Here is an 11,954-nt window from a genome sequence, read left to right on the forward strand (position 1 = left end):
AGCGGTGCTTGCCCGCGATAAGGGCGCCGCTATTTTGAGCGCAGGCACTCAGCCCTGCCACTCACTGACAAAATCCACCACATCCACTTTCGCAGCTACCCGTGGTGGGTTCTGAGGCGTGCCCAGATACAGGAAAGCAATCACCTCTTCGTCATCCGTCAGGCCAAAACCTTTGGCGACGAGCGGCGAATAGGACAGTTCACCCGTGCGCCACACCGCACCCACACCCAATGCATAAGACGCCAGTAATACGCTATGGGCCGCACAACCTGCGGTAATCAGTTGCTCGGCCTTCGGCACTTTGTAGTGATCCTGCAAACGGGCAACTACCACCACAACCAGCGGCGCGCGCAATGGGCCGAGGCGTGCTTTTTCCAGTGCTTGCGGGGTTACTTCCGATCCGCTGGCCTGCAATGCCTGGGCAAGCAAGTCCCCCATCCGCTCACGGGCTGCGCCTTCCACCGTGATAAAGCGGAATGGCCGCAGCTGGCCGTGATCCGGGGCACGCATGGCCGCGCTGAATAGAATTTCACGCTGGGCTGCATCCGGGGCCGGGTCGATCAATCGTGGGACCGATACACGATTGAGCAATACGTCGAGCGCCTCCATGGGCTACCTCCTTGAAAAATGATGGGCCATTCTAGAGCCTGTGCACACGGATAACGAACGGCTGAGGCAATTACTTACATGCTGCGGCACACAGGCCACGGTTTACTTGCCGTGGGCCGCAGGTAGAATGGCGCCTTTCCCCGAACTAGTCAGAGTGACTGCATGGCGTTGCCGACCCTTCGCATCATCGGTTTCATTATCGGCATATTCCTGATCACCCTGGCCATCGCCATGATCGTGCCCATGGTGACCCTGGTGATCTACGATCGCTTTGAAGACCTGCGATCCTTCCTCTGGGCCAGTCTGCTGACGTTCATGGCCGGTCTGGCGCTGATCCTGCCGGGCCGACCGGAACACGTGCATTTGCGGCCGCGGGACATGTATCTGCTGACGGTTTCCAGCTGGATTGTCGTCTGCGTGTTTGCCGCCCTGCCATTTCTGCTTACCCAGCACATCAGTTACACCGACTCTTTCTTCGAAAGCATGTCCGGCATTACCGCGACGGGCTCTACGGTACTTAGCGGCCTGGACACCATGTCGCCGGGTATTCTGATCTGGCGCTCAATGCTCCACTGGCTGGGCGGCATCGGCTTCATCGGCATGGCGGTGGCGATTCTGCCGCTGCTGCGTATTGGTGGCATGCGTCTGTTCCAGACCGAATCTTCCGACCGCTCGGAGAAGGTCATGCCCCGCTCGCACATGGTGGCCAAGTTCATCGTGCTGGCCTACGTCAGCATCACCGCGCTGGGCAGTCTGGCCTTCTGGGCAGCGGGCATGAGCCTGTTCGATGCGATCAACCACGCCATGTCAGCCATTTCCACAGGCGGTTTTTCCACCTCGGACATGTCCCTGGCCAAATGGCCACAGCCGTCAGTGCATTGGGTGGCCATTGTGGTGATGATCCTGGGTAGCCTGCCGTTCACCCTGTACGTCGCAACACTGCGAGGCAACCGCGGCGCGTTGTTTCGGGATGAACAGGTGCGCGGGTTGCTGGGTTTGTTGCTGGTCACCTGGCAGGTACTCGGTGGCTGGTACTGGGCGACCACCGATCTGCCGTGGTACGACGCACTGCGCCATGTGGCCCTGAACGTGACGTCCGTGGTCACCACCACCGGTTTCGCCCTCGGGGATTACAGTCTGTGGGGCAACTTCGCGCTGATGTTCTTCTTCTATCTGGGCTTTATTGGTGGCTGCTCCGGCTCCACCGCTGGCGGAGTGAAGATTTTCCGCTTCCAGGTGGCCTACATCCTGCTCAAGGCCAACCTCAATCAGTTGATCCACCCGCGTGCAGTGCTCAAGCAGACGTATAACGGCCACCGCCTGGACGACGAAATCGTGCGTTCGATCCTGACGTTCTCGTTCTTCTTCACCATCACGATTTGCGGCATCGCCCTGTTGCTGTCGCTACTGGGACTCGACTGGATGACCGCGCTGACGGGCGCGGCAAGTACGGTGTCCGGCGTAGGCCCTGGTCTGGGCGAGACCATCGGCCCGGCCGGTAACTTCGCCACCCTGCCCGACGCGGCGAAGTGGATTCTGTCAGGCGGCATGCTGCTGGGGCGTCTTGAGATCATCACCGTGCTGGTGCTGTGCATTCCGGCATTCTGGCGTCACTGATCGTAATGGCGTTTAATGTCAGCTGACGCAAAAGCCAGCTGGCATTAAACCCAATAGCGCCAACGATCAGGAACTCCAGCCATGGAAACCACCAAGTCGTTTACCCGCTTCGCCGATTTCTACCCTTACTATCTACAGGAGCATCGCGACAGCGCTTGCCGTCGCCTGCACTTCGTCGGCACCAGCCTGGTTATTTTCCTGCTGGCCTTTGTGATTGGCAGCGGCAGTTGGGGCCTGATCTGGCTCGTACCGCTGGCGGGATATGGCTTTGCCTGGGTTGGCCACTTCTTCTTCGAAAAGAACCGCCCCGCTACATTCAAGCATCCGCTTTACAGCCTGCTGGGCGATTTCGTGATGTACCGCGACATGCTGACGGGCAAAGTACCGTTCTAGACCACCGGCTCGCTGGCCTCAAGTTCTTCTTCGACAGGCACTTCATCGCGCTGAAGATGAGCATCCGCGAGCCGAAACAGCTCAATAGTGCCGTCCAGATGTTCGATCAACGCGGTACAGGATTCGACCCAGTCCCCACAGTTGAGGTATTCCACGCCCCCGACCCTGCGCATCTCGGCGTGGTGAATATGCCCGCAGACCACGCCATCCAGGCCGCGCTTGACGCACTCGTGGGCAATGGCTTCCTCAAAGTCGCTGATGAAGCTGACAGCAGTCTTCACCTTGTGCTTGAGATACGCCGATAACGACCAGTAACCGTAGCCATACTTCGCCCGCCAGTGGTTCAGCCAGCGGTTGAGGGTCAGGGTGAATTCATAGGCCGAGTCACCCAGAAATGCCAGCCAGCGGTGGTAGCGGGTGATGACGTCGAACTGGTCACCATGGATAACCAGAAAACGACGCCCGTCAGCCGTGACGTGCTCGGCTTCATCCACCAGTTGGATGTTGCCCAGAATCAGTTTCGAGTAGCGGCGCAAAAACTCATCATGGTTGCCGGTGACATAGATCACCTCGGTGCCGCGCTTGCTCATGGTCAGCAAGCGGCGGATCACATTGGTATGAGCCTGGGGCCAATACATGCCGCTGCGCAGCTTCCAGCCATCAATGATGTCGCCGACCAGATAGACCTTGTCGGCCTCGTAGCCTTTGAGGAAATGTGACAAGTGTTCCGCCTGGCAATCCCGTGTGCCCAAATGCACATCGGAAATCCACAAAGTGCGAACGCGTTGCTTACGGCTGGGTTTGGCAAGCTGAGCACTGGTCATGAACCATCTCCTGCTGGGTTTGCATGAGAGTGCCCGGTGCCGGTTAATCGAATGTGACCGGGTTGTGGCAATGTCATGACAATGAACAGGAATAGTTGGACTGAATGCTTCAAGACGAGCGCTGGTAGACTGCCCTAGCGCCCCTGACACACGCCGTCTGGCGACAAACGATGGACCTGTAGGAGCGCACGAGCACCGCGAGGCCGCGATAGCGTTCTGCCTAATACGCTGCCATCGCGGCCTCGCGGTGCTCGTGCGCTCCTACAGGTCAAATAGCCATTTCATGTTTGATAAGAGCTGCCCAGTAAGGAACTCCATGACTCCCCGCTCCGCCCTTGGCGCTTTGCATATCGGCGCATTGATGTTTGGCCTGACAGGCGTATTCGGCAAACTGGCCAGCGCCTCACCCTACGTCATTGTGTTCGGTCGCGGAATATTCGCTGTCATTGCCCTGGCGTTCTTCGCCCGCTTTGCCAGCAAGACTGCATGGAAAACCTTGCAGCGCGCCGACTGGGCGAGACTAGCCCTGGCAGGCGTGCTGCTGGCCGCGCACTGGGTGAGTTTTTTCATTGCGGTGAAAATTGCCGGTGTCGCTGTCGCCACGCTGGGCTTTGCCAGCTTTCCAGCCTTCACCGTGATACTCGAAGGGCTGCTGTTTCGGGAACGCATCCGCAGCAATGAAATCATTCTGGTGGTACTGGTCAGTGTCGGACTGGTGCTGGTGACCCCCGAATTCAATCTGGCCAGCGAGGCCACCAGCGGTCTGTTGTGGGCGGTTTTTTCCGGGCTGACCTTTTCGTTGCTGTCGCTGGTCAATCGCGTCAGCTCGAAAACCGTCCCGCCGGTGCAGGCGGCGCTGTATCAGAACCTGATCGTCGCCGCTTGCCTGCTGCCGGTGGCCGCGCCTGAGCTGGGCAGTGTTCCGGCGCTGGACTGGTTGTGGATAGGTCTGCTGGGCGTATTCTGCACCGGCTTGGCTCACAGCCTGTTCGTGGCCAGCCTGGCAGTGATCAAGGCGAGAACCGCCGCGGTGGTTTTTGCAATGGAGCCGGTTTACGGCATTACCTTCGCCTGGCTGCTGTTCGCCGAAATCCCCACGTTGAGCATGCTGCTGGGCGGCGCACTGATCATCATCGCCATTGTGGTTTCCGGCTTGATGAGCAGTAAGACAAAACTTCAAGCCGCCACGACTCACTGACCCGGCGTGGTCCTGTCGTTGTGCCCCAGATCACGCTGAGGATCGATCTGATCGCGAACCCGCTGCTTGAGTATCTTCGCCTCGGGGAATCCACCATCGGCCTTGCGCTCCCATAGCTGCACTCCGTCACAGGTGATGATGAATACACCGCCAGTGCCGGGTTGCAGAGAGACCTTGCCAAGGTCATCGGAAAATGTACTGAGCAATTCCTGAGCCAGCCATGCTGCGCGCAATAGCCACTGGCATTGCGTGCAGTAGGTGATGACGATTTCAGGTTTTACGGTAGACATGGAAAGGGTCTCCGGGACGAATCACAAATGGTTTCCTGTCAAACAAACCATGAATCGCTGAATAGATGTGATTAATGTGGGAGCGGTGCTGGTGCGACGTGGGACCGGCTTCAGCCGGGAAGGCGGTATTTCCGCCGATGAAGATTCATCGTCTGTCCAGACCTCTTCCCGGCTGAAGCCGGTCCCACGTCGCGATCCAGTTTGCAGGCCAACATAGAATCTCCCACATGAAGGCCGTGCCTGCTTTGCGACAGCGCGGTGTTTTCATGGGAATCAGGGCCGCGCCTACAAACCAGCCAACAAATCGCGAGCCGTCTGTTGATGTTCTTCATCAGATTCATCGATCACCTGCTGCAGCAGCTCGCGAGCGCCCTCGATATCACCTTCATCGATCAGCACTTGAGCCTGATTGACTTTACTCAGCGGGACGTCTTCGAGATCGAGCAGGTCGAATTCGCCTGATTCATCCATAAAGCCATCCAGGAATGAGTCGTCCAGAGCGTCACTGTTTGACTCGATGATCCCCTCCTCTTCGGGAAAATCGCTGAGGAAGCGATCATCCGGAATTTCCTCTACGCCGGGCAGCTCGGTGAGATTCGAAGAGAACTCGGGCTCCTGAACCGGTGCATCCTCTTTCGGCGCTTCAGTTCGCGCAGCCATTGGCTTGTCGAAGGGATCCACCAAATCCCAGTCGGCATCCATCGACAAATCATCGAGGTTCAGCTGGAAATCATCAAAAGCAGGTTCAGGGTGGAGCGCTGCGGCAGCACTCTCATCAAGCTGGGCAGGCTCCTCCTTCGCAACTTCGGCCGCAACGATTGCTGCCGCTACGGGCGCTGCAGCAAGTACCGTAGGCATCTCGCCGGAAGCTTGCTCGGCGGGTTTGAGCTGTGGATAACGTGAGCGGATTTGCTGAACCTGTTCAGCCTCCACGCCATTCTCCAGAGCAAGCTGTTCTTCCTGAGCAAAACCTGCCGAGTCACCCTGCTCTGCCAGTAACTCGAGAATACGCACACGAATGTCCGTTCGCTCGGGCTGCTTGGCCAACGCATCGCGCAAAATCCCCATGGCCTCGGCAAACCGCCCATAGGCGATGTAGATGCTGACGCCATCCAGCGCATCGGTACTGCCTGCGGCAGGACGGGCCGGAGCCGGGCGTGAAGGTGCCGGAGCCGTGGCAACAGGCGTGGTCACTCTGGCGGCTACGGCTGGTGTGTCATAAGTGGGAACAACGGGCTCACGGACCGGGTTGCTCAGGGCTGGATCAACCATGGCTGGCTTGCGTGCGGATTGCTTCCGACGGTTACGTTGCACCGACCAGGCAAGCACGAGCAGCAAGAGCAGAATCGCCAGAGCCCCCACCAACAGCGGTGAGGTCAGGAAAGAATCACCCTGCGGCTCTGGACCGGCCGTCGGCGCTGCAACAGGCGCGTCGCCCGGCGGTGCTGCGACCGGAACGGGTTGTGCCGAGGCAGCACGACTTTCCGCCAGCTCGGTTTGCAGGCTGACTATCTGCTTTTCCTTGCCATCCATGGACGCCTGCATGCCCTGTAATTGGAGGCGCAGATCCTCCACGGTCTTGGTCAGCAGCTGATTTTCGATGGCTGAAACGGCGAGTTGTTCAGCGCCCCGCTGGGCCTCGGCAGTTGGTTGCGGGGTGACGGCTGTTGATGCGGGTGCCGGATTACTGTTGGGCAAGACCGCTGCGTCAGGCAGCAACAAACTCTGCCCGACTTTCAGCGCAGTGCTGTCGCCGTTAGGAAAGGCCTGTGGATTGAGCGCCTTGATCCCGTCAGCCAGTCGCCCTGCCGAAGCACCGGCGCCCGTACCCTGCATGCGTCGGGCAATGGAATTCAGGGTATCGCCGCCCACTACAGAGTAACGCTTACCTTCCAGTGCCACGGGTGGCGCAACCGGCATTCGTGACTGCTCGGAACCTGGCGTCGCAGACGACCGGGGCCGTCCCGCCACCGCAGCACGACCTTCCGCAGAGGTCGCCGGGTCCAGCAGCAACGTGTATTCATGCAGCATGTCGCCGCCTGGCCGTATGACTTGCACCAGGAACTGCAAGTACGGCTCGGTGACCGGTTTGCTCGACACCACGCGAATCACGCCACGATTACCGCGAATGATCGGTGTGAAACGGAAATCATTGAAGAAGAACACCCGATCAACACCCGCGCGGGCAAACTCTTCGGGTGAAGCCAGCCTCGCGACGATGTCATCCGCGCTCAGGCCTGCTGTTTCAACCAGTTCGATTTCAGCGTTCAGCGGCTGATTAAGGGCCGAGTGCAGGGTGATGTCGCCCATGCCCAATGCGGACGCCAACGTCGAATACAACATCGATGCCGAAGATAAAGCCGCAACTATCAAGCCGCGACGTAAAGCGGTCCTGGCAAAACCTGATCGTGTAGCCGCCGGAGAGCTGTTGCGCATACAAACCCTTATCGAAACCTGAGAAGGCTTCTCTGCATATTCAATATATGGCGTGGACTTCAATGTCTTGGCTGCAAGTATGAGCGAGAAGAAGCTCGTGCGCCTCAGGATCTTTCGAGGTTTGCAAGGATTCGCGTATGGACGCGCATGCAAACCCGCAGCTCCTCTTCATCGATACCCGCAAACAGCTCGACCCGCAGTGCCGTGGCGATGGCTTCGATCTTCTGGATCAAAGGCCAGGCGGTGTCGCACAGGACGATTTTCTTGGCCCGGCGGTCTTCAGCCACTGCATGGCGCTGAACCAGGCTCTGTGCTTCAAGGCTGTCGAGCAGGCGTGCGAGGGTCGGACCTTCAACACCCACACTCTGCGCCAGTTCGCGCTGTGTTGGCGGTTCCTTGAAACGGGCGAGATGCAGCAGCACCAACCAGCGCGCCTGGGATAACCCCAGATCGGCAAGGCGCCGATCCAGCTCCGCACGCCAGCCTCGGGACATATGGGCCAGCTGCATACCGAAGCGATGTTCATCTGTCATTGGCATAGAAAAACTCGTGGTCGATACTAATTATTAGTCAGCTAACCATGACGTCAGGATTGAGGCAAGTGAGGGGTTGTAAGTAGATGAATGGGAGATCTGCTACCTGCGTGGGGGGTACTGTGTAGCGGCATCTGTGTCGTGGGACCGGCTTTAGCCGGGAAGACTGTCTAGCAGACGGCAAATATGCTGCGACCGTACCGTCCCTTTCCCGACTAAAGCCGGTCCCACGTCCTGAAACGCAGTGCTCCCAAATAGGCAGGGTTCCCATTCAAGCTGGCGTCACCGGGCTGTAACTGCTTAGAAAGTCAAACCTCGAATTCAGCCTGCAACGCAGCGCGCACGCAATACAGAACACCCTCGGGCACGCGCCCGGTGAACTGTTCGGCGATGGCGGCTACCGGAGGTAACTCGCCCTCGCCATCCAGGAATGCATCCTGGATTTCGCTGAGCAAGTCTTCCGGCAAATCCAGTGCCTGCTCCAGCGAAAGCTGCTGCTTGCCGATCGCTTCGGCCAGCATGGTGTAGACATTCTTCTCGGTGCACTGCAACTGACCGGCAATCTGCGCAGGGGTCATACCGGCACGGGCCAGACTGATGAGTTCGTGGCGCACATCGGCCACGACTTTCGGCGCTTGCGCTGCACCGCCCAACACTTCAAGGAAGGCCTCGCCGTAACGCTCCAGCTTGCGTGCACCGACCCCGCTGACCTGGGCCATGTCAGACATGGTTTCCGGTTTGCTGCGCAGCATTTCCAGCAAGGTCGAATCCGGGAAAATAACGTAAGGCGGTACGCCGTGCTCTTCGGCCAGCTTGCGCCGCAGAGCGCGCAACGCTTCCCACTGCTCGCGCTCTTCACCCCGCACCAGTTGACTGGCCGGGCTGCCGGAGCTGCTTTTTGCGGCGGTTTGCGGTTTCAGATCGCGACGCAACTCCAGCGTCACCTCGCCCCGCAACAGTGGGCGACAGGTGTCACTCAGACGCAGGCCGCCGTAGCCTTCCAGATCGATATCAGCCAGCCCGCGGGCAACCAGCTGGCGGAACAACGAACGCCACTCGCCCTCGGCGCGCGCCTTGCCGACGCCAAATACCGAGAGGTGTTGATGACCAAAGCTCTGCACCTTCTCGGTGGACTTACCCAGCAGCACATCGACCAGATGACCCACGCCATAACGCTGGCCGGTGCGATAGATCGCCGATAAAGCCTGACGTGCAGGCTCCGTGGCATCCCAGGTCTGTACGCCATCAACACAGTTATCGCAATGACCGCACGGTTGAGGCATATCTTCGTCGAAATAAGCCAGCAGCGTCTGACGGCGGCAGCGGGTTTCTTCGCAAAGCGCCAACATGGCATCCAGCTTATGATGCTCCAGACGCTTGTGCCGTTCGTCGCCCTCGGAGTTTTGCAGCATCTGCTTGAGCATCAGCACGTCTTGCAGGCCGTAGGCCATCCACGCATCGGCGGGCAAACCATCGCGCCCCGCCCGACCGGTTTCCTGGTAATACGCCTCGAGCGACTTGGGCAAATCCATGTGCGCAACAAAACGCACGTTGGGTTTGTCGATGCCCATGCCGAAGGCGATGGTCGCAACCATGATCAGGCCTTCCTCATTAAGGAAGCGCTTCTGGTTGGCGGCACGGGTCTCGGACGGAAGACCAGCGTGATATGGCAGCGCCGGATAACCGTTTTCACAAAGAAAGGCGGCGACTTCATCCACTTTCTTGCGCGACAGACAATAGACGATACCGGCATCGCTGCGGCGCTCGGACAAAAACGCCAACAGCTGCTTGCGCGGTGCCTCCTTGGGCACGATGCGATAAAAAATGTTCGGCCGGTCGAAGCTGGACAGGAAACGCTCGGCGTTCTGCAGATGCAGGCGGGTAACGATTTCCTCGCGGGTACGCTTGTCTGCCGTGGCAGTCAGGGCAATACGCGGTACATCGGGGAACAGTTCGGCCAATTGGCCCAGTTGCAGGTATTCAGGGCGGAAGTCATGGCCCCACTGGGATACGCAGTGAGCTTCATCGATGGCAAACAGGGCAATCTGCAGATTCTGCAAAAACGCCAACATGCGCGGCTGGACCAGACGCTCCGGTGCCAGATACAGCATCTTGATTTCGCCCAGACGAATCCGGTTGGCCAGTTCGCGCTGCTGATCTGCGTTCAAGGTCGAGTTCAGCGCCGCCGCCGAGACGCCCAGCTCTTCGAGGGTCGCGACCTGATCGTCCATCAAGGCGATTAACGGGGATACCACGACCGCAAGGCCGTCACGCAACAGGCCGGGCACCTGGAAGCACAGTGACTTGCCGCCGCCAGTGGGCATCAATACCAGCGCATCACCACCGCTGGCCACGCGTTCAATAATGGCACCCTGGCGACCACGGAAGCTGTCATAGCCGAAGATGTCTTTAAGTACGCGTTGCGCCTGTTCGAGCATAAAAACCCCAGAATGTCCTGCTGCACTGCTAAAGCGCGGCAGTATACCCGACGTGTCACAGGCAAGGGGGGGCATGGATATAAGCGGTCGAAATTAAGCTATAGCGTAATGCGTCTACCTCCGCGCTGGCGCCCGGGACGCTCAGGGCCTAGAATTCAGCATCGTTTATTTTCAAGGTAGCCTGTCAATGTCCTTCGCTGAGCAACTCAACCGCCTGCAAGTCTTCCTCGATGCAGATGAACTGCATGACGAGGCACTGGACTACGTGGCCGCTCATGGCTACCTGACCGCCCTTTCGATCTGTGCTGAAAGCGTGCCCGAGCGCGAGTGGATCGATGCGCTGTTCTCCGAGCCACCCCATTACGCCGATGACGCCCAGCGCGAAGAAATCGAAGGCACGCTGATTCAGTTGCAGGCGCACATCGCGCGTCAACTGGCTTCGGACGAAGAATTTGAACTGCCATGCGATCTGGATCTGGGCGACGAGCCGGACGATTCCGATCTGCGCGGCTGGTGCATTGGCTTCATGGAAGGTGTGTTCCTGCGTGAAAGCGCCTGGTTCGAAACCGCCGAGGAAGAGGTCAGCGAAATGCTGTTGCCGATCATGGTCGGCTCGGGTCTGTTCGATGAGCAGCCTGAGTTCTCCGATATCGCCGCAGATGCCAATCTGATGGACGACATGATCGTGCAGATCCCGGAAGCCCTGACGGCGCTGTACCTGCTGTGCCAGGCGCCGGATGAGAAGCCGGCAATCCTCAAACCCCGCCACCACTGAGTCTGCGCCTATGGCGCAGGCCTCACCACGCACGAGTCGTAATCGGTTCGTGCGCTATGCCTTTCTTGGCGTTGGCTGGACAAGCGTGGTGCTGGGTGTGATCGGGATTTTCCTGCCGATCATGCCCACCACGCCTTTTCTACTGCTTGCCGCCGCGTGCTTTGCTCGCAGCTCTCCACGTTTCTATAACTGGCTGGTCAATCATAAGCGACTGGGCCCGTGGATTCGTGGGTACCTGGAAGGTAACGGTATTCCGCTCAAGGGTAAGGTTTACGCAATAGTCACGATGTGGATCAGCATCGGGTTTTCCTGTTATCTCGTCTCTTTCATCTGGGCAAGAGTATTTATGGTGGCCTGTGCGGTATTGGTCACGGTTTATATCCTGCGGCAGAAGACGCTGCACAAAGCTTGAGTCAAGGCCACGTTATCCCCTCGCCCCCGTCCGACATCACGGTTTTTTTTCGGTATAAGGGTTATGAGAAAAACGTCTTGGCAACTCCCAAAGTTGTTCTTAGCTGTGATGTTACAAACCTGATACGGTTTTAAACGCTCAATCGTCAGTTTTTTGGCAAACAAGAACAGACTTACTTAGGGAGAAGTATTCATGCGCGATTTGACCCCGCTCTACGGTGCCGTCGTGCTGGCGGTAGCCAGTGTTCAAGGGCAGGCCATTCCGTTGGCCGATTTGATTCAGAGCATTCCCGATAAGCAACACATAGATGTCATCGAAACCGGTTACCTGCCCGTATTTGAAGTGGCCCGTTACCGGAGTGATGAATCACAGACGCTTCAAGGGTAACCGTGGCGAGGTACACCTCTTTCGGAGCCTGCAAGATCTGAC

13 protein-coding genes are annotated in these 11,954 nt (G+C 58.4%); 7 read left to right on the plus strand and 6 right to left on the minus strand.

Going from position 1 to position 11,954, the window contains the following annotated elements:
• Positions 1-48: 48 nt before the first annotated feature.
• Positions 49-609, minus strand: a complete 561-nt coding sequence (locus tag CKW31_RS05685; protein WP_095093425.1) for a nitroreductase family protein — start codon at positions 607-609, stop codon at positions 49-51.
• Between the two features lie 162 nt (positions 610-771).
• On the opposite strand from CKW31_RS05685, the gene CKW31_RS05690 reads away from it, so the two are divergent.
• Entirely contained in the window at positions 772-2,226 is a 1,455-nt protein-coding gene (locus CKW31_RS05690) for a TrkH family potassium uptake protein (protein WP_095093426.1), read from the plus strand.
• Between the two features lie 81 nt (positions 2,227-2,307).
• Positions 2,308-2,619, plus strand: coding sequence for a DUF962 domain-containing protein (locus CKW31_RS05695; RefSeq protein ID WP_095093427.1), 312 nt, complete (start codon positions 2,308-2,310; stop codon positions 2,617-2,619).
• Here the strand turns inward: CKW31_RS05695 and CKW31_RS05700 are convergent.
• Positions 2,616-3,443, minus strand: coding sequence for a UDP-2,3-diacylglucosamine diphosphatase (locus tag CKW31_RS05700; RefSeq protein ID WP_095093428.1), 828 nt, complete (start codon positions 3,441-3,443; stop codon positions 2,616-2,618). The genes CKW31_RS05695 and CKW31_RS05700 overlap by 4 nt on opposite strands.
• A gap of 316 nt (positions 3,444-3,759) precedes the next feature.
• Between CKW31_RS05700 and CKW31_RS05705 the strand changes: the two genes are divergently transcribed.
• Positions 3,760-4,641: a DMT family transporter gene (locus CKW31_RS05705; RefSeq protein WP_095093429.1), complete on the plus strand. Its 882-nt coding sequence runs from the start codon at positions 3,760-3,762 to the stop codon at positions 4,639-4,641.
• On the opposite strand, the gene CKW31_RS05710 is transcribed toward CKW31_RS05705, so the two are convergent.
• Both CKW31_RS05710 and CKW31_RS05715 read right to left on the minus strand, forming a co-directional pair.
• On the minus strand, positions 4,635-4,931 hold the full coding sequence (locus CKW31_RS05710; protein WP_095093430.1) for a SelT/SelW/SelH family protein: 297 nt from the start codon (positions 4,929-4,931) through the stop codon (positions 4,635-4,637). The genes CKW31_RS05705 and CKW31_RS05710 overlap by 7 nt on opposite strands.
• A gap of 285 nt (positions 4,932-5,216) precedes the next feature.
• Positions 5,217-7,241, minus strand: coding sequence for a FimV/HubP family polar landmark protein (locus CKW31_RS05715; protein ID WP_256582491.1), 2,025 nt, complete (start codon positions 7,239-7,241; stop codon positions 5,217-5,219).
• Here CKW31_RS05715 and CKW31_RS30020 point away from each other — a divergent pair.
• Entirely contained in the window at positions 7,240-7,389 is a 150-nt protein-coding gene (locus CKW31_RS30020; RefSeq protein WP_246475610.1) for a hypothetical protein, read from the plus strand. The two genes, CKW31_RS05715 and CKW31_RS30020, sit on opposite strands and share 2 nt — an antisense overlap.
• An 82-nt stretch (positions 7,390-7,471) precedes the next feature.
• Here CKW31_RS30020 and CKW31_RS05720 read toward each other — a convergent pair whose 3' ends face one another.
• Both CKW31_RS05720 and recQ read right to left on the minus strand, forming a co-directional pair.
• Entirely contained in the window at positions 7,472-7,906 is a 435-nt protein-coding gene (locus tag CKW31_RS05720; protein ID WP_095093432.1) for a MarR family transcriptional regulator, read from the minus strand.
• 302 nt (positions 7,907-8,208) lie between these two features.
• On the minus strand, positions 8,209-10,338 hold the full coding sequence (gene recQ, locus CKW31_RS05725) for a DNA helicase RecQ (protein WP_095093433.1): 2,130 nt from the start codon (positions 10,336-10,338) through the stop codon (positions 8,209-8,211).
• Between the two features lie 187 nt (positions 10,339-10,525).
• On the opposite strand from recQ, the gene CKW31_RS05730 reads away from it, so the two are divergent.
• The 3 genes from CKW31_RS05730 (at position 10,526) to CKW31_RS05740 (ending at position 11,912) form a co-directional block, all read left to right on the plus strand.
• Positions 10,526-11,113 carry a YecA family protein gene (locus CKW31_RS05730; protein ID WP_027900056.1) on the plus strand — a complete coding sequence of 196 codons (588 nt, stop codon included), beginning with the start codon at positions 10,526-10,528 and terminating at the stop codon, positions 11,111-11,113.
• 10 nt (positions 11,114-11,123) lie between these two features.
• Complete coding sequence (locus tag CKW31_RS05735) at positions 11,124-11,525, plus strand: YbaN family protein (protein WP_095093434.1); 402 nt, start codon at positions 11,124-11,126, stop codon at positions 11,523-11,525.
• 192 nt (positions 11,526-11,717) lie between these two features.
• Complete coding sequence (locus CKW31_RS05740; protein ID WP_095093435.1) at positions 11,718-11,912, plus strand: hypothetical protein; 195 nt, start codon at positions 11,718-11,720, stop codon at positions 11,910-11,912.
• Positions 11,913-11,954 lie beyond the last annotated feature (42 nt).

Source organism: Pseudomonas sp. Irchel 3A5 (genome assembly GCF_900187575.1).
In the GTDB taxonomy this organism is placed as follows: domain Bacteria; phylum Pseudomonadota; class Gammaproteobacteria; order Pseudomonadales; family Pseudomonadaceae; genus Aquipseudomonas; species Aquipseudomonas folii.

Excerpts from the sequence above, each read along its gene's own strand:
- CKW31_RS05685 (WP_095093425.1), bottom strand. The coding sequence starts at position 609 with ATGGAGGCGCTCGACGTATTGCTCAATCGTGTATCGGTCCCACGATTG.
- CKW31_RS05690 (WP_095093426.1), top strand. The coding sequence starts at position 772 with ATGGCGTTGCCGACCCTTCGCATCATCGGTTTCATTATCGGCATATTC.
- CKW31_RS05695 (WP_095093427.1), top strand. The coding sequence starts at position 2,308 with ATGGAAACCACCAAGTCGTTTACCCGCTTCGCCGATTTCTACCCTTAC.
- CKW31_RS05700 (WP_095093428.1), bottom strand. The coding sequence starts at position 3,443 with ATGACCAGTGCTCAGCTTGCCAAACCCAGCCGTAAGCAACGCGTTCGC.
- CKW31_RS05705 (WP_095093429.1), top strand. The coding sequence starts at position 3,760 with ATGACTCCCCGCTCCGCCCTTGGCGCTTTGCATATCGGCGCATTGATG.
- CKW31_RS05710 (WP_095093430.1), bottom strand. The coding sequence starts at position 4,931 with ATGTCTACCGTAAAACCTGAAATCGTCATCACCTACTGCACGCAATGC.
- CKW31_RS30020 (WP_246475610.1), top strand. The coding sequence starts at position 7,240 with ATGCCCAATGCGGACGCCAACGTCGAATACAACATCGATGCCGAAGAT.
- CKW31_RS05715 (WP_256582491.1), bottom strand. The coding sequence starts at position 7,241 with ATGGGCGACATCACCCTGCACTCGGCCCTTAATCAGCCGCTGAACGCT.
- CKW31_RS05720 (WP_095093432.1), bottom strand. The coding sequence starts at position 7,906 with ATGCCAATGACAGATGAACATCGCTTCGGTATGCAGCTGGCCCATATG.
- recQ (WP_095093433.1), bottom strand. The coding sequence starts at position 10,338 with ATGCTCGAACAGGCGCAACGCGTACTTAAAGACATCTTCGGCTATGAC.
- CKW31_RS05730 (WP_027900056.1), top strand. The coding sequence starts at position 10,526 with ATGTCCTTCGCTGAGCAACTCAACCGCCTGCAAGTCTTCCTCGATGCA.
- CKW31_RS05735 (WP_095093434.1), top strand. The coding sequence starts at position 11,124 with ATGGCGCAGGCCTCACCACGCACGAGTCGTAATCGGTTCGTGCGCTAT.
- CKW31_RS05740 (WP_095093435.1), top strand. The coding sequence starts at position 11,718 with ATGCGCGATTTGACCCCGCTCTACGGTGCCGTCGTGCTGGCGGTAGCC.